Below are 14,828 nucleotides of genomic sequence, written 5' to 3' on the forward strand. Positions count from 1 at the left end.
ACATTCTCCAAGAGCATTTCCAGAAAAAGTGCGAAGCGGCTTTTCGTAGGATAATGCATACAAACAAAGAGAGAGCGCGGCTCCACGATCCGGCGCTGACCGGAGCCGCTCTGTCAGGCTCCTTCTCGCACGTCTTGTCAGGATCGCCAAGAGGTGGGAAAAGGGCTTCGATCATTTGTGATGGCCCTCCGATCAGGCCGCTCGACAGGCAGATGGTTGAAGAAGAGAGTGGATTCAGGATACAAATTTTGTGAAATGGGACACCGAGGCACATTTTAGTACCTTGCATTCGCTGAAGGCTTGGCACCAAATAACGCGCCTAGAAATATGAGACATTTAAACTGTTTAAGTATTTCGGGCGCGGGAACTCCATAGGTAATGATAACGGTTAATGGCCACGCGCATTCTCATAGCGGATGACGATCCGATCCAACGACGCAATCTGGAAGCGGTAGTCATGCGCATGGGCTATCGGACCATCCTGGCGGATGGCGGGGCCAGCGCACTCAGCTTCGTCAGCCAGCGCAAGGACATTGTGCTGATGCTGCTCGATCTTTCCATGCCCGATATGGATGGCCTGACCGTTTTGCGGCGCATGCGTGAAGCCGGAAACAGCGTGCCGGTGATCGTTCTCGTCCAGAACGATGATCTCCAGCCGGTTCTCCAGGCCATGAAAATGGGCGCGGTCGACTTCGTGACCAAGCCGATCGCCTTTGAGCGCGTTCAGGTTTCCGTTTCCAATGTGTTGAAGATCGATGCGCTGACGCAGGAAATCCGCCGCGCGCGTTCCTCTCTGAAGGCTCATCTGACGCTTTCCGACATGGCGATCAAGAGCCCGGAAATGGAGCGTGTCGGCATTCTGGCGCGTCGGGCTTCGGCGCTGGATGCGCCGCTTCTGATCGAGGGAGAGCCTGGCAGCGGCAAGGAGACGCTGGCGCGCGCCATTTGCAGCGGCAGTGTCCGCTGGCGCGGCCCTTTCGTGACCGTCGATTGCCGCACCCTGACGGTGGATAATGCCGACGAGGTTTTTTTCGGCGTTTCGACAGCACGGCGCGACCGTCGCGATGGCGATGCCCTGCGCAGCCTCGGAAAGCTTGCGGAAGCCGATGGCGGCACGCTTTTCCTTGACGAAGTCGGCGCGCTGCCCCGCCACACGCAGATCAAGCTTTTTGCCGCAATGCAATCGGGCCAGTTCGAAAGCGGCGGCGAGCGCACGCTTTCCAATGCACGCATCATGGCGTCGAACAGCCGTCCGCTGGCCGATCTCGTCGATATGGGACGTTTTCATGCCGGGCTCTACCATCTGCTCGGCTCCTTTGCGGTAGCCATGCCGCCCCTGCGCAATCGTCCGGAAGATATTCCGATCCTGCTGCATCAGTTCATGATGCGCTTTGTCAGCGAAGAGCGGATGGGACATATCACCGGCATCACCACCCACGCGCTGGAAAAGCTGAAGGCCTATCATTGGCCCGGCAATGTGCGGGAACTGAAAAATGCCGTTTACCGTGCGGTGATCCTCTGCGACACTGGCGAGCTGACAGCGGGTGATTTCGCGCAGATCGGTGCGGGCAGCGAGGCCATGAGGCCTGCACAGCACTCCGCCCGGTTCAACCTTGTCGATCAGGATCCAGGCGTGACTTCGGCCGGTCTGTTCAGTGGAATAGACGGAGCGGGCGAGGTTCGCACGCTTGCCGCAGCCGAGGAGGAAATGATCCGGTTCGCCATCGCTCATTATGACGGACAAATCAGTGAAGTGGCCCGGCGTCTGGGTATCGGAAGAACCACGCTTTACCGGAAGCTGAAGGAATATGGCATCGATGTGGCGTCGATTTCCGGCAAGGGATCAGGCGCCGAGGAAGAGGCCGGTATCACCCCTTTCAACCGCGTTGCGGGCTGATTGATCCGGCCTAACATATTGAATTTCAGTCATTTATAATAGACATACTGTCGGTCCTCGCAGGTACTGTTGCGAATTAAAGACTGTTAATAATTTTTTAACCATGGCGAAAATAGATGCACGTGTGTGGCTTTTTTGCCATGGTGTTTCCTCATTTGTTGTTCACTAAGCGTCCATTAACCATTAAATCCGACAATCGGAGTTCAAGCGGAACTGGGACGCAGGCTTTTTGTGGCACCACAAAGAAAGCCCCGAGGGAAGCCTGGAGAATGCCTCTGGGGGCGGAAAACGGTAAGGCGATACGATTCGATGAACAGCATATCGACCATTAAAGCGCGCTTTGCGAAGGTTTGGACCGGAATAAAGGCCACGATGAAGGTATCTGTGTCCGCTCCGTCTGCCCTTGCCGTCGCTGCGGTTGTCCTGGCGCTGTCTCCTTCGCAGGCTTCGGCTGAAACCCGCTCTCTCAAGCTTTATTACGTTCATACCGGTGAAAAGGCCGAAATCGTCTTCAAGAGAAATGGTCGCTTCGATGCGCAGGGCTTGAAGAAGCTGAATGTTTTCCTGCGGGACTGGCGCCGTAACGAGCCGACCAAGATGGACCCGCGCCTGTTCGACCTGATCTGGCAGGTTTATCGCTCCACCGGTTCGAGCCAGTATATCACCGTCGTCTCCGCTTATCGTTCGCCGGCAACCAACGCCATGCTGCGTTCGCGTTCCGCCAACACCGGCGTTGCCAAGAAGAGCCAGCACATGCTGGGCCGCGCGATGGACTTCTACATTCCCGGCGTTCCCTTGGCCAAGCTGCGCGGCATCGGCATGCGCTACCAGATCGGCGGCGTCGGCTATTATCCGCGCTCCGGTTCGCCCTTCGTCCATATGGATGTCGGCAATGTCCGCTCCTGGCCGCGCATGAGCCGCCGCGAACTGCTCGCGCTGTTCCCGGATGGCAAAACCGCTCACCTTCCCGCCGATGGCAAGCCATTGCCCGGTTATGAGCAGGCACTGGCCATGATCGAAAGGCGCAAGGCTGGTGGCGGCGAGGTCATGGTGGCCAGCAATACATCCCCACGCCGCAGCAAGAGCCTGTTCGGTGCGCTGTTTGGTGGTGGTGCCGACGAAGAAGAGGAAAGCGGCGGTGAGGTGAGTGCTCCACCGGCGTCCGCACGTCCTGCCCGCGCAGTGCCTGCGCGTCAAGCTCCGGCGGTTCCGGAAGAACCGGTCCAGCAGCCGCGTGAAACGATGATTGCCGCCTTGCCCGCCCGTGAGGCTCCGGTGCCGATGCAGGCGCCGCGTCCCGAAGCCGGGCTCGATGCCCAGGCGCAGGCCGCAGCCGAAGTTCCGGTGGCCGCGCTCAATGTTCCGATACCGGCTCGCAAGCCGGCAATGGCGCCGCAGGATGCCGTGGCGCTTGCCGCAGCCGAACCGGCCGCCGATGCTGCTGCCGCGGCCCGCGCCGCCGTGGATGCGAACACGGTTCAGGTTGCCGATGCCGGTACGCCTTCGCCGCTGATGAACGGTTTTGTGCCGGTGCCGTCGGCCCGTCCGCAGCTTGAGACGGATAATATGCAGCTCGCCGCCGCAGTGATCCCGTCAGCACGTCCGATGCGCCCGGGCGAAAAACCTGCCGCAAGCGGCCAGGATGCGATTGCCGCACTGGTCAACAGCGAGCAGAACGAACCGACACAGGTCGCCGATGCTGGCACTGTGGCAGTGCCGCAGCCGGGCGAAACGGCAGCTTTCCCGCTGCCGAAGGAAGCGCCGCGCGCCAATACGCAGCTTGCCCTGCTTTCCAAGAAGGATGAGATCGGTGAGCTGATCGCACCGCCTTCCGACGATTATTATGACAGCAAGCCGGTTGTAGACGCCGCACCGAAGCAGGCGCCGGCAGCTGTGCAGACGGCTTCTGTGGCCCGCACCGCGTCAGCCAAGGCGACTGCTACGGCTTCCGCCGCTGTCCAGAAGAAGGTCGCAGCGATTGGCAAGGCTGCCGAGACGGGCGTTCGCGCCACAGCAAAGGGCGGACGCTACATCGCCAAGGCCCAATCCACGCCGCGTGCGGTGGTTCAGCCTGCCGTAATGCCGACTTCGGAAGTTGCCCTGTCGGCGGAATCCGTTTCCAGCGCCGTGCCCGTGACAAACCCGGTCCTCCGCAACGATGCGCTGCGGTCCGCACCGGCCATGGTCTACACGGCAGGTTTCCAGCGCGGCAATCTGCCGACCGAACGCGCCAACCAGTTCAGCGGCAACGCCGTTACCTTCCTGACGGTGGCCAAGTTCACGGAAACCAACTGATCGTCGGTCAGATCGAAACAAAGCAAAAGAAAAGGGGCCCCGAAGGCCCCTTTTTATTTTCCCGTTTGGGCTCGCTCAGCCTTTCAGGCCAGCCGCTTCGCTCGCAAGCCGGGTAATCGCATCCCAGTCACCTGCCTCGACAAGTTCCTTCGGTGCAACCCACGAGCCGCCGACGCAGACAACGTTCGGCAGTGACAGGTAGTTTTTTGCATTGGCGAGGCTGATGCCGCCGGTTGGGCAGAAGACCGTTCCAGCGAGCGGCGAGGACAACGCCTTCAGGAACGATGCGCCGCCAGCCTGTTCAGCCGGGAAGAATTTCAGATGGGTGTAGCCTTCTTCGCGCAGCGCCAGCATCTCGCTCGGCGTGATGGCTGCGGGCAGCAACGGCACGTCGCTGTCATTGGCGGCTGCAACGATATATTTGGTCGCGCCGGGGCTGACGATGAAGCGCGAACCCGCCTTTGCCGCATCCTCATATTGCTTGGCGTTGAGGATAGTGCCAGCGCCGACGATTGCTTCCGGCACTTCCGACGCCACTGCACGGATGGCGTCAAGCGCCGCAGCGGTGCGCAAGGTGATCTCGATAGCGGGCAACCCGCCCTTGGCAAGCGCGCGTGCCAGCGGAACAGCATGTTCTACCCTGTCGATCAACAAAACCGGAATGACCGGCTGGCCTGTCATGATGGGAACGAGAAGATCGGTTTTCTGGGACATCGGCTTGCTCGGCTGTTTGAGTGGATAAATCGATTTAAATCCCTGTCGGCGGTTTGTCCACCACCGAAAGTTCCTGGTTCATGCGGCTCTTTTAAGCGTGTCGAGCTGTTTTTGCCAGCGCTGATAGGCTTCGGCCATCCGCTTATCATATTCGTTACGGGCAAAGGCAGGGCCATTATAGCGGCGGGCGAATTCGCGCCAGTTGCGGGCTTTCAACACTTCAAGAAGCTCCGCCTTTTCGATAAAGCGCAGCATCAGCCGCGCTTGCCCGGCAACCGACCCGCGTGCCTCTGCCACAAGATCGTCAACGGTCGCATAGCCAAGCCATTCCCAATGTGCGCCCATGACCTGTCCCAGCCCCCAGGAGGTGGATTCAAGCGCTGCCTTCTTGTTCAGGCCCATCGCCCGTTCAAGCAGAAGCCAGCGTTCGCCCTGCGATTTGGGATTGCGTATCCGGCCTGCAACGGGCGCCGACAGGCCGTTGCTCCTTGCGTAATCGCGCAAGCGTCCGGAAAGCCTGCGGTCGAAATAATGACCCTCGAACCGGATGGTGGGTTCCTTGCCGCCATTGACGTTGTGAAGCGCCCGACCGCCGCTTTCCACTTCCGCGATCGCCAGCAAGGCCGCCGGTTCGATTTTCGCCTCCTTCGCCATCATTGTCAGGGCTGCAATCGTCTGGCTGTCGAACATTTATTGCTCCTCGAAAAGTTGATCTGAGAGGCCGATTTTGGGGCGACTTCGACACATGAGGATAAAGTTGACTTGAATTCGCCGGTTGCGGGGATTAGTTGCGAGGTGAATTTTCAAAGAAGACAGAACCGATGAGCAATTTGCCTTTCACCGTTGCCGCCCTTTATTGCTTTGCGCCGCTGCCGCAATATGAGAGCCTGCGCGAGCCGCTGGCTCAGCTTTGCTGCTCGAATGGCATCAAGGGAACGCTGCTTCTGGCGGCGGAAGGCATCAACGGGACGGTTGCGGGCACAGCCCAGGCGATTGAAAAGCTCGTGCAGCACATCACGGCCATTCCCGGCCTGGCAGAGCCCGAACTCAAATACTCCCATGCCAGCGAAATGCCGTTCCATCGCATGAAGGTGCGCTTGAAGCGCGAGATCGTCACCATGGGCGTCGAGGGCATCGACCCGTTGAAAAGCGTGGGCACCTATGTCGCGCCGCAGGACTGGAACGCCCTCATCGCGGATGAAGACACTGTCGTGGTCGATACGCGAAACGACTACGAATATGCCATCGGCACATTCGAAGGGGCGATCGATCCGCAGACCAAGACTTTTCGCGAGTTTCCCGAATGGGTCGAGCAGAACCGCGACAAGCTCGAAGGCAAGAAGATTGCCATGTTCTGCACCGGCGGCATTCGCTGCGAAAAGGCGACAGCCTTCGTCAAGGGGCTGGGCTTTGAGGATGTCTTCCATCTCAAGGGCGGTATCCTGAAATATCTTGAAGAAGTCCCGCGTGAAGAAAGCATGTGGAATGGCGAGTGCTTCGTGTTCGATGAGCGCGTGGCCGTAGGCCACGGCCTCGCTGAAAGCGACGTCGAGCTCTGCCGCGCCTGCCGTCGCCCGATTTCGCCGGAAGACAAGCTTTCGCAGTTTTTCGAGGAAGGCGTTTCCTGCGCCGGCTGCTATGACGAGCGGACGCCGGAAGATCGCGCCCGTTATGCGGAGCGCCAGAAGCAGGTAAAGCTTGCTGAGAAGCGCGGGGCGCACAAACATATCGGTAGCTGACGCCGCACGCTCTTCATAGGGCTGGTCAAACGGGTTTCACCGCATTATGGTGGCTCTGGTTCCGGAACGATCTGAATTCGTTACGGAATTTTGGGCGGCTTTTGCATGGACGCCCGTGCATCAAGGGTTTGACGGCATCCGGGTCGCGTTTGCCTCCATCACACCCATCATCGCAAGTCAGGGCATGGAAATTTCTCATGTCCCAACAGAAACAGCGCCGGTTCTCCGGCGGATGATGGTTTGCCTGCTGTTGCAGGTGATATGGAGGATATTCATGAAGAAACTGATCGCCGCATTTCTCATCACTGTTGCTGCTGGTGCCGCTTCGGTTGCTCATGCTGCCGAAAAGGTGACCGTTTTCGCGGCTGCCAGCATGAAAGACGTTATCGAGGAAGCCGCCAGGCAGATGAAGGCCCGGGACGGCACCGAAGTGGTCGCGTCCTTTGCTTCTTCGTCGGTTCTGGCCAAGCAGATCGAGCAGGGCGCTCCGGCGCAGATTTTCATCTCCGCCGATCTCGATTGGATGGATTATGTCGAAAAGGCTGGTGCCATCGACAACGCTTCGCGCAAGGTGATCGCAGGCAATGCGCTGGTGATCGCAACGCAGAAGGACACGCCGAAGGGCGAGGCCAAGGAGCTTTTGGGCGGCGGTCGTTTCGCCATGGGCGACCCCTCGAATGTCCCGGCGGGCAAATACGGCAAGGCAGCGCTGGAAAAGCTCGATATCTGGAAGGATGTCGAAAAGAACGCGGTCTTCGGCGAGAATGTGCGCGTTGCGCTGCAATATGTCAGCCGTGGCGAAGTCGGGGCGGCCATCGTCTATGCATCGGACCGTGCGGCGGCACGCGGACTGGTCGAAGCCTATCGGTTCCCGGCTGACAGTCATGCGCCGATCCTCTACCCTGCGGCGCTTGTAGCGAAAAACGAAACCGACGCCGCCAGGGCTTTCCTCGCTTTCCTTGAAAGCGATGCCGGTCAGGCGATCATCAAGGACAAGGGGTTCGTAGGCGCGTCGGAGGCTGCTGAATAAATGATCGCCAAAAATGATTGAGAGTAACGTCTGGCAGATTGTGTCTCTGTCCCTCCGGGTTGCCGGAATAGCCATCATTGTCGCTCTGCCGGTTGCCTTTGTGGTCGCGTGGATTCTTGCCCGGTTCAACTTTCCGGGCAAGTCTCTGGCGCAGGCCATCGTCACCATGCCGCTGGTTCTGCCCCCGGTGGTGACGGGCTATCTGCTTTTGATCCTGTTTGGCGCGCGGGGTGCGCTTGGTGCTCCCTTGCAGGAATGGTTCGGCCTTTCCTTTTCCTTTCGCTGGACGGGTGCCGCCCTTGCCGCCGGTGTGATGGCGTTTCCGCTGCTTGTCCGCCCGATCAGGCTTTCGATAGAAGGGCTTGACCGCGGGCTGGAGGAAGCTGCCCGCACGCTTGGCGCCAGCCGTTTCACCGCCTTTTTCACCGTCATTCTGCCGCCGCTTCTGCCCGGGGTGCTGGCAGGCGCCGTGCTTGGCTTTGCCAAGGCGCTGGGTGAGTTTGGCGCCACGATCACTTTCGTATCCAACATTCCGGGCGAGACGCAGACCCTTTCGCTTGCCATCTATGCCCTGATGCAGACTCCGTCCGGCGACGCGGAAGCATTCCGCCTGATTGCGATATCTGCTGCCATTTCAGTGGTTGCCGTGGTGCTGTCCGAATGGCTGCAGCGCAGGCTTGCGGGAGCAACGAAATGAGCGGGCTAGCTGTTTCGATTAATGGCCGCAACGGCAAGTTCATTGTGGAAGCCGATTTCGCAGCCGATTGGGGCGTGACCGCATTGTTCGGCCATTCCGGTGCGGGCAAGACGACGCTTCTGAAAATGATTGCCGGAACGCTTCGCCCCGAAAGCGGGCGTATCGCTGTTGGCGACTTCACGCTGTTCGATGTCGAAAGCGGCATAAACCTGCCGCCGGAAAAGCGCCGCATCGGCTATGTGTTTCAGGAGGCACGGCTTTTTCCGCATATGAGCGTCAAGCGCAACCTGACTTACGCGCGCTGGGCAGGCCGCAGGCAGGCGACGCGCAGCTTTGACGAAGTGGTGGCGCTGCTTGGCATCGGCCATCTCCTTGACAGGCGGCCATCGACGCTTTCGGGCGGCGAACGCCAGCGTGTCGCCATCGGTCGCGCGCTTCTGTCCGATCCCGCGCTCCTGCTGCTGGACGAGCCGCTTTCCTCGCTCGACCACGCGCGACGACAGGAAATCCTCCCTTTTATCGAACGTCTTCGTGATGAAAGCCATGTGCCGATCGTCTATGTAAGCCATGAGATCGATGAGGTGGCGCGGCTTGCCGACCAGATCGTGCTCCTGTCCGCTGGCCGGGTGACGGCAAGCGGTGCGGCGGCAGATGTCTTTCCGCTGATCGACGCCGAGGGCGAGGGCGGCGGCGTGCTGCTGGAAGGGACGGTTTCGTCCTATGACGAGCATTACAAGCTGGCGGAGATCGATCTTGGCGGCGCATCGTTTCAGCTCAGCGATGCGGGGCTGAAACAGGATATGCATGTGCGGCTGCGCGTGCGTGCGCGCGATGTTTCCATTGCCCGCAAGGCGCCGGAAGCGATCAGCATCCGCAACGTGCTGCCGGTGAGGGTCACGGCCATCACGATGGATGGCGGTCCCAACGCCTATGTCACGCTCGACTTCCGGGGGCGTCATCTGGTTGCGCGGCTGACGCGACGCTCGGTCGACGAACTGGCATTGCGCGCCGGTGATGAAGTGGTGGCGCTGGTGAAAGCAGTTTCGGTTGATCGCGCGGCCATTCGGGAAAAATGACACGGACACAATAATCCGGTTTTCGTCCCGCTTCTTTTATGCTCCTGTCCGGTCGAATGGGAGAATTGGCATGACTGATTTGCAGAACTGGACGCCGCGTCCACAGCCGGAACGCAAAGTGCTTGAAGGCCGCTATGTGCGGCTGGAACCGCTGAACCCCGGGAAGCATGGTGACGAACTGTTTGCCGCTTCCTCGGTGGAGGATGCGGACCGGCGCTTTACCTGGCTGTTCGAGTTTCCGCCTGCAACGCGCGAAGAATTCGAGCCTTGGCTGGAAAAAGCGTCCAAAAGCGACGATCCGCTGTTTTTCGCCGTCATCGACAAGGCGAGCGGCAAGGTGGCGGGGCGACAGGCGCTGATGCGCATAGATCCCGTCCATGGCGTCATCGAGATAGGCAGTATCTATTGGGGGCCGCAGATTTCGCGCACACCCGCCGCCACGGAAGCGCAGTTCCTGTTCATGCAGTATATTTTCGATGAGCTTGGCTATCGCCGCTACGAATGGAAGTGCCACAATGAAAATGGGCCTTCCAAACGTGCCGCCGAGCGTTTCGGGTTTCAGTTCGAGGGTGTATTCCGCCAGCATATGGTGGCCAAGGGCCGAAACCGCGATACGGCATGGTTTTCCATTCTCGACAGCGAATGGCCTGCCTTGAAGAAAGCCTATCAGGCATGGCTTGCACCCGAAAACTTTGATAGTGACGGCCAGCAGAAGAAGAAGCTGGAGGAGTTTCGTGACCGTGGCTGAGCGCAAGAAGAGCAATCCGGCAATTGCCGCCGCCGTCATCCTGATCGGCTTCGGGGTGCTTGCCTATTTCGTACCCAGCATCATGCTGGCGCTGGGCGAGCGCTCACAAATCGCGGCGATCATCTTCCCGATTGTCTTCGTTCTGGGCTTCTTCGCAATTTTCTGGCTGCGCTCGAAGCGGCAAAATAAAGATTAGAGCGCATCCCGAAAAGTGTGAAACGGTTTTCGGAAAAGATGCGCGTCAAAAACAAAGAGATAGAGCGCCGATCTGATTCACTCAGATCGAAACGCGCTCTAACTCACCAGCGAAGCGCTCAACAACAGCGCACCGGTCAGGGCGATGAACAGGGCGGCGGCCACCTCGATTGCCGCCTTCAGCCGACCCGACATGGCCTTGCTGCCCGCAAAGCGCAGCGCCGTGTTCTTGGCGGTGACGGCCAGCGTGGCAAGAACAGCCACCGTGATGAACGTGCCGAAGGCCATCGCGAAGACCGAAAGCAGACCGCCAACCATCAAGCCATTCAAAAGCGCAAATGTCAGCACGATCAGCGCGCCCGAGCATGGGCGCAGGCCCACCGAAAAAATCGCCGACCATGCCGTTTTCCAGTTGAAATCGTCGCCGAGCGCCGAAGGATCGGCAATATGGGCATTGCCGCATGCGGCGCACACGTCCCCGTCGCCGATGAAGATATGATCCGATGCAGCAGTGGTTGCGGGCTTGTAATTGAGCTTGACCGCGCTGCCGGTCGCAGCCGCGCGTGTGGCTTGCGAAATCGTGCCCTGCCATGCCGGGCCGGAAGCCATTGCCGGCTCGGGCGCGGCGGCAAAGAGCGATGCGGTCGGGCCAGGGCCTGCATCCTCGCGCTTCCTGAAAAGCAGCGGCAGCTTGCGCGCCAGCAGCCACAGGCCAAAAAACAGCACAAGCGCAAAACTGGCGATCTCCATGTAGCGCGCTGTCTGGTTCATCGAGATGCCGGTGCCGCGCAGCAGGAACCATGCGAGGCCGACGACGGCAATCGCCATGAGTGCCTGCAAAAGCGACGAAATGAACGAAAGGAAGATACCGCGCCGCAGCGCCGTTTCATTGGCGATCATATAGGACGAGATCACCGCCTTGCCGTGGCCCGGCCCTGCCGCATGAAAAATGCCATAAACGAAGGAAAGTCCAACGAGAACCGAAGCCTGCCATGGGTCTTCGCGCATGGCTTTCAGAGCGTTGGTCATGGCGAGATAGAAAGAGCGCTGCTGTTCGTTCATCCAGAGGATGACATGCGCGAAAGGCCCGGTCGGCTTCATCGCCACCTCATTCGCGCCGATACCGAGCGAGGACTGCGCATAGGCTTGCGCAACGATCATCGTAAGGCAGAGGGCCAGAACGAAGGCTGCCGCTTTTCTCATCAGCCAGTCTTTCCTTTCGGTTCGCAGTCTATCTCGAGACGGGTTGCAAATATCTTCGACATGTCCGTGCCTGTCGGATCGTTGAAAAAGGCATCGGTCAGTGTCGCCTGGTTCTGGGCAAGCGCCTCGTCCGGATCAGGACGAACAACCTTGGATGTGCAGCCTGCGGGCAGGCCCTTCACGACCAGGTCGCTGTCATTCATGTAATCGATGGCGGTATAGAAGGTCGGGTCATAGACGCCGAAGCTGATCTTGTGACCCGCGGCAAGCTTCAATGGTTTGTCGGGCTTGCTGGTGAAGATGATGAGCAGGCGATTGTCCGTGAAATCGGCGGCAAGATCGGTCGGCCTTGCCATTTTCACATCCTTGCCATTGTCCAGAACGGTCTGGAAATATTTGAATTCGGCAATGGAGCCATTGATGACATGGCCAAGGTCGATCAACTCCTGTTTGTCGAGCTTGAGATCGCCATTCTTGTCGAATTCCATGAGGACGGTGGAGGAAAAAACGTCGTCAAAGCGCCAGACATGCGCAAGCTGCTGCACCGTGCCGTCGGGCGATACGGAGAGTTCCAGCCGCGCCTCGGCGAAGACATGCGGGTGGGCAAGTGCAACCGTGGGCAAACAGCCCCCCAGCAACGCGATTGCTGCAGGCCGGATGAAACCGCGCTTGAACAAGGATGAAACCACCATCGAAAAATCCATTAGAACACGCTTATGCCCGAAGGCGGCGAAAGTGCGACGTCTCTGGAAAATCCAGAGCATGTTTCCCGAAAGTTTGACCCGGTTCGGGAGAAGGCAGACAGGAATGCTTTACTGCATTTCCCTGGAGTTGTTTTCCCTGTCCTTGAACCATTGGGTCAGAAAATCGACCAGCGCCCGGATTTTTGCCGGCAGATAGCGCCGATGCGGATAGACAGCATAGATGCCGCCATCCTTCACGATAAATTCGTCCAGACAGGAGACCAGCCTGCCGCGCTCGATTTCTTCTTCGGCGATGAAGGCGGGCAGCATGGAAAAGCCCAGACCGGCGAGTGCGGCGTTCTTTGTGGCGACGGGGCTGTTCACTTCAATCGGGCCGTTGACGGGAACCGTCATCATCGATCCATCCGTATTGCGGAAATGCCAGTTGTTGCGCGAGCGCGCATTGGTGTCGATGATGCAGGGCCGGTCGGCCAGGTCTTCGGGGCGCTCCGGTTTGCCGACACGGGCAATCAGTTCCGGCGCGCCGCACAGGACGGAGTGGAAGGGCGACAATCGCTTTGCGATGAGGGAAGAGTCCTGCAAGCGCGTGATGCGGATCGCAAGGTCGAAGCCTTCTTCCACCAGATCGACAAACCGGTCGTCCAGCCGCACGTCGAGCACGATTTCGGGATGGGCGAGGCAGAAATCGATCAGGGACTGGCCGATGACGGCATCGGCGAAGGTGCGCGGGGCCGACAGCTTGATGCGTCCGCGCGCATCGGAACTGGTTTCGCTGACGGCATCCTGCAGCGCGTCGATCTCGCGGATGATTTCGACCGCGCGGTGATAATAGGTGTGACCCGCTTCGGTCAGCGAGAATTGCCGCGTGGTGCGGTTGAGAAGACGCGCTCCAAGCTCGTCTTCCAGTTCGCGCACATATTTGGAAAGGAGTGCCTTGGAACGCCCGATTTTTCGCGCTGCGGCGGAAAAGCCTTCCGCCTCGACCACGTCGATGAAGGCGCGCATACGTGTGAGGGTGTCCATGGTCTAGCCCCGCTTCCCGATGATGTTTCTGGCCAGCCCGATCAGCGCCCGGTCGCTGCCGCGTGGTCCTATGAAAGAAATGCCGAAAGGTGCGCCCTGCACCTGCCCCAGGGGTAATGTGATTTGTGGCAGACCGGAAAGCACCGAAAGGCAGAGCAGGCGCAATGCCTGCTCGCGATAGGCCTGCAAGGTCTCGAAAGGTTCCTTTGCGAGCGGAGCCGCACCCGGTACGGTCGGCAGCGCCAGCACGGCGTCGTCCCCGATGATCTTCTCAAGTTCCTGCGTGAATTGCGCCCGGCGCACGCGCTGGCTGGCAACGAGATTTGGGGCGATTTCCGCGCCGAAGGCAAAACGGTCCGCGACGCCGGGCCCGAGCTTGCGATCACCCGAGGAAATCCAGCCACCATGCGTTACCCAGGCTTCCGCACCCTGAATGTGGCGGAAGACCAGATAGAGTTCATCTATCGAAAGTGTCGGCTGGCTTGCCGCCTGGAGGTTCGCGAAGTGCGGGCGCACTTCGGCAAACATGGCGCGATAGGCATCCGTTTCGGCCTCGCCCAGCAGAAGCTGTTCGAGAACCGGCATATAAAGAAGCTTCGTCAGATTGAATTCTCGGGCGTCGTCGCCAAGCAGGATGGCGCCAACCCGGTCATAAAGCTCTATGTCGCGCGCAAACCATCCGATTGTATCGAGCGAGGGCGCAAGCGGCATGATGCCCTGAAGCGGAATGCGGCCATGGGTGCTGCGCAAGCCCACGAGGCCGCAGAAGCTTGCTGGAGCGCGAATGGAGCCGCCCGTATCCGAACCGAGCGCAATGTCGGCGAGCTTGCCTGCAACGGCCGCCGCCGAGCCGGAGGACGAACCGCCGGTAACGCGGTCCGGCGCTGCCGGATTGATCGGATAGGGGAAATGCGAATTCTGCCCCATCAGGGAAAAGGCAAGTTCGTCGGTCTGTGCCTTGCCGACAAATTCCGCCCCGGCGGCGAGCAGCCTTTCCACCACCGGAGCCGATCTTTCGGCGCGCGGTGATTCGGCCTCGATCTGCGGATTGCCGCATCCCGTCACCATTCCGGCAACGTCATAAATGTCTTTTACGGCGAGCCGTTCGCCTTCAAGCGGCCCTTCCAATGCGTGAACGGGCGGCTTTTCAGCTTTTGCAATGATGGCGTTGAAGGGATCGAAACTGGCCATTGTTCACAACATGCAACAATTAACGGGATATTTACGCTCTTTCGAGACGGATTTGCCTGTTGAATGTTTCACTAATATTGAACAATGGCAAGCGTACAGCGCACTGCGATCCTGCCAAAAATAAATTCGCTCAACCAATTTTTTGTCATTGAATGGACACGACTTTGCGCTTATATCGCGCTTGCCCAAAGTCGCACGTGCCTGTGGGTGTCCGCCGATCCTCGAATGGTGAGGAATTCGGTACGGTACCTGGACCTAACCGCTCCAGTCGATCTGATGGCCAACCGCCAGATCGAGGACATCTTGAAGCAACGAC

The 14,828-nt window shown here is 59.4% G+C and carries 14 protein-coding genes; 8 read left to right on the top strand and 6 right to left on the bottom strand.

Going from position 1 to position 14,828, the window contains the following annotated elements:
* Window positions 1-391 precede the first annotated feature (391 nt).
* Both ACOWVS_RS12650 and ACOWVS_RS12655 read left to right on the top strand, forming a co-directional pair.
* Window positions 392-1,897: a sigma-54-dependent transcriptional regulator gene (locus ACOWVS_RS12650; RefSeq protein WP_021585310.1), complete on the top strand. Its 1,506-nt coding sequence runs from the start codon at window positions 392-394 to the stop codon at window positions 1,895-1,897.
* Window positions 1,898-2,206: 309 nt separating this feature from the next.
* Entirely contained in the window at window positions 2,207-4,192 is a 1,986-nt protein-coding gene (locus tag ACOWVS_RS12655; protein WP_021585309.1) for a DUF882 domain-containing protein, read from the top strand.
* Window positions 4,193-4,267: 75 nt separating this feature from the next.
* Here the strand turns inward: ACOWVS_RS12655 and ACOWVS_RS12660 are convergent, their stop codons facing one another.
* A complete protein-coding gene (locus tag ACOWVS_RS12660; RefSeq protein ID WP_025091773.1) occupies window positions 4,268-4,906 on the bottom strand; it encodes a 2-dehydro-3-deoxy-phosphogluconate aldolase in 639 nt (212 codons plus the stop codon).
* Window positions 4,907-4,984: 78 nt separating this feature from the next.
* Window positions 4,985-5,596 (bottom strand): N-acetylmuramidase family protein, encoded by a 612-nt coding sequence (locus ACOWVS_RS12665; RefSeq protein WP_021585307.1) that lies wholly within the window; start codon window positions 5,594-5,596, stop codon window positions 4,985-4,987.
* 131 nt (window positions 5,597-5,727) lie between these two features.
* Between ACOWVS_RS12665 and ACOWVS_RS12670 the strand changes: the two genes are divergently transcribed.
* The 6 genes from ACOWVS_RS12670 to ACOWVS_RS12695 all read left to right on the top strand — a co-directional run bounded on the left by ACOWVS_RS12670 (window position 5,728) and on the right by ACOWVS_RS12695 (window position 10,392).
* Complete coding sequence (locus ACOWVS_RS12670; protein ID WP_021585306.1) at window positions 5,728-6,645, top strand: rhodanese-related sulfurtransferase; 918 nt, start codon at window positions 5,728-5,730, stop codon at window positions 6,643-6,645.
* A 274-nt stretch (window positions 6,646-6,919) separates the two neighbouring features.
* Window positions 6,920-7,675: a molybdate ABC transporter substrate-binding protein gene (gene modA, locus ACOWVS_RS12675; protein ID WP_031346098.1), complete on the top strand. Its 756-nt coding sequence runs from the start codon at window positions 6,920-6,922 to the stop codon at window positions 7,673-7,675.
* A 13-nt stretch (window positions 7,676-7,688) separates the two neighbouring features.
* Window positions 7,689-8,372 (top strand): molybdate ABC transporter permease subunit, encoded by a 684-nt coding sequence (modB, locus tag ACOWVS_RS12680; RefSeq protein ID WP_006469458.1) that lies wholly within the window; start codon window positions 7,689-7,691, stop codon window positions 8,370-8,372.
* On the top strand, window positions 8,369-9,448 hold the full coding sequence (modC, locus tag ACOWVS_RS12685; RefSeq protein WP_021585304.1) for a molybdenum ABC transporter ATP-binding protein: 1,080 nt from the start codon (window positions 8,369-8,371) through the stop codon (window positions 9,446-9,448). Before modB ends, modC begins: the two co-directional genes overlap by 4 nt.
* Window positions 9,449-9,518: 70 nt before the next feature.
* Window positions 9,519-10,196 (top strand): GNAT family N-acetyltransferase, encoded by a 678-nt coding sequence (locus ACOWVS_RS12690; RefSeq protein ID WP_021585303.1) that lies wholly within the window; start codon window positions 9,519-9,521, stop codon window positions 10,194-10,196.
* Window positions 10,183-10,392 (top strand): hypothetical protein, encoded by a 210-nt coding sequence (locus ACOWVS_RS12695; protein WP_006469453.1) that lies wholly within the window; start codon window positions 10,183-10,185, stop codon window positions 10,390-10,392. Before ACOWVS_RS12690 ends, ACOWVS_RS12695 begins: the two co-directional genes overlap by 14 nt.
* A 98-nt stretch (window positions 10,393-10,490) precedes the next feature.
* On the opposite strand, the gene ACOWVS_RS12700 is transcribed toward ACOWVS_RS12695, so the two are convergent.
* The 4 genes from ACOWVS_RS12700 to ACOWVS_RS12715 form a co-directional block, all read right to left on the bottom strand.
* A complete protein-coding gene (locus tag ACOWVS_RS12700) occupies window positions 10,491-11,594 on the bottom strand; it encodes a nickel/cobalt transporter (protein WP_021585302.1) in 1,104 nt (367 codons plus the stop codon).
* Window positions 11,594-12,298 carry a DUF1007 family protein gene (locus ACOWVS_RS12705; protein WP_031346097.1) on the bottom strand — a complete coding sequence of 235 codons (705 nt, stop codon included), beginning with the start codon at window positions 12,296-12,298 and terminating at the stop codon, window positions 11,594-11,596. The genes ACOWVS_RS12700 and ACOWVS_RS12705 overlap by 1 nt, the downstream gene beginning before the upstream one ends.
* A 108-nt stretch (window positions 12,299-12,406) precedes the next feature.
* Window positions 12,407-13,321 (bottom strand): LysR family transcriptional regulator, encoded by a 915-nt coding sequence (locus tag ACOWVS_RS12710; protein ID WP_006469450.1) that lies wholly within the window; start codon window positions 13,319-13,321, stop codon window positions 12,407-12,409.
* A 3-nt stretch (window positions 13,322-13,324) separates the two neighbouring features.
* A complete protein-coding gene (locus ACOWVS_RS12715) occupies window positions 13,325-14,512 on the bottom strand; it encodes an amidase (protein WP_021585299.1) in 1,188 nt (395 codons plus the stop codon).
* Between the last annotated feature and the right edge of the window lie 316 nt (window positions 14,513-14,828).

This window comes from Brucella sp. IR068, assembly GCF_049065885.1.
In the GTDB taxonomy this organism is placed as follows: domain Bacteria; phylum Pseudomonadota; class Alphaproteobacteria; order Rhizobiales; family Rhizobiaceae; genus Brucella; species Brucella intermedia.

Coding starts and splice junctions, on each gene's coding strand:
- ACOWVS_RS12650 (WP_021585310.1), top strand. CDS start 392: ATGGCCACGCGCATTCTCATAGCGGATGACGATCCGATCCAACGACGC.
- modB (WP_006469458.1), top strand. CDS start 7,689: ATGATTGAGAGTAACGTCTGGCAGATTGTGTCTCTGTCCCTCCGGGTT.
- ACOWVS_RS12700 (WP_021585302.1), bottom strand. CDS start 11,594: ATGAGAAAAGCGGCAGCCTTCGTTCTGGCCCTCTGCCTTACGATGATC.
- modA (WP_031346098.1), top strand. CDS start 6,920: ATGAAGAAACTGATCGCCGCATTTCTCATCACTGTTGCTGCTGGTGCC.
- ACOWVS_RS12710 (WP_006469450.1), bottom strand. CDS start 13,321: ATGGACACCCTCACACGTATGCGCGCCTTCATCGACGTGGTCGAGGCG.
- modC (WP_021585304.1), top strand. CDS start 8,369: ATGAGCGGGCTAGCTGTTTCGATTAATGGCCGCAACGGCAAGTTCATT.
- ACOWVS_RS12665 (WP_021585307.1), bottom strand. CDS start 5,596: ATGTTCGACAGCCAGACGATTGCAGCCCTGACAATGATGGCGAAGGAG.
- ACOWVS_RS12690 (WP_021585303.1), top strand. CDS start 9,519: ATGACTGATTTGCAGAACTGGACGCCGCGTCCACAGCCGGAACGCAAA.
- ACOWVS_RS12715 (WP_021585299.1), bottom strand. CDS start 14,512: ATGGCCAGTTTCGATCCCTTCAACGCCATCATTGCAAAAGCTGAAAAG.
- ACOWVS_RS12670 (WP_021585306.1), top strand. CDS start 5,728: ATGAGCAATTTGCCTTTCACCGTTGCCGCCCTTTATTGCTTTGCGCCG.
- ACOWVS_RS12705 (WP_031346097.1), bottom strand. CDS start 12,298: ATGGATTTTTCGATGGTGGTTTCATCCTTGTTCAAGCGCGGTTTCATC.
- ACOWVS_RS12660 (WP_025091773.1), bottom strand. CDS start 4,906: ATGTCCCAGAAAACCGATCTTCTCGTTCCCATCATGACAGGCCAGCCG.
- ACOWVS_RS12655 (WP_021585309.1), top strand. CDS start 2,207: ATGAACAGCATATCGACCATTAAAGCGCGCTTTGCGAAGGTTTGGACC.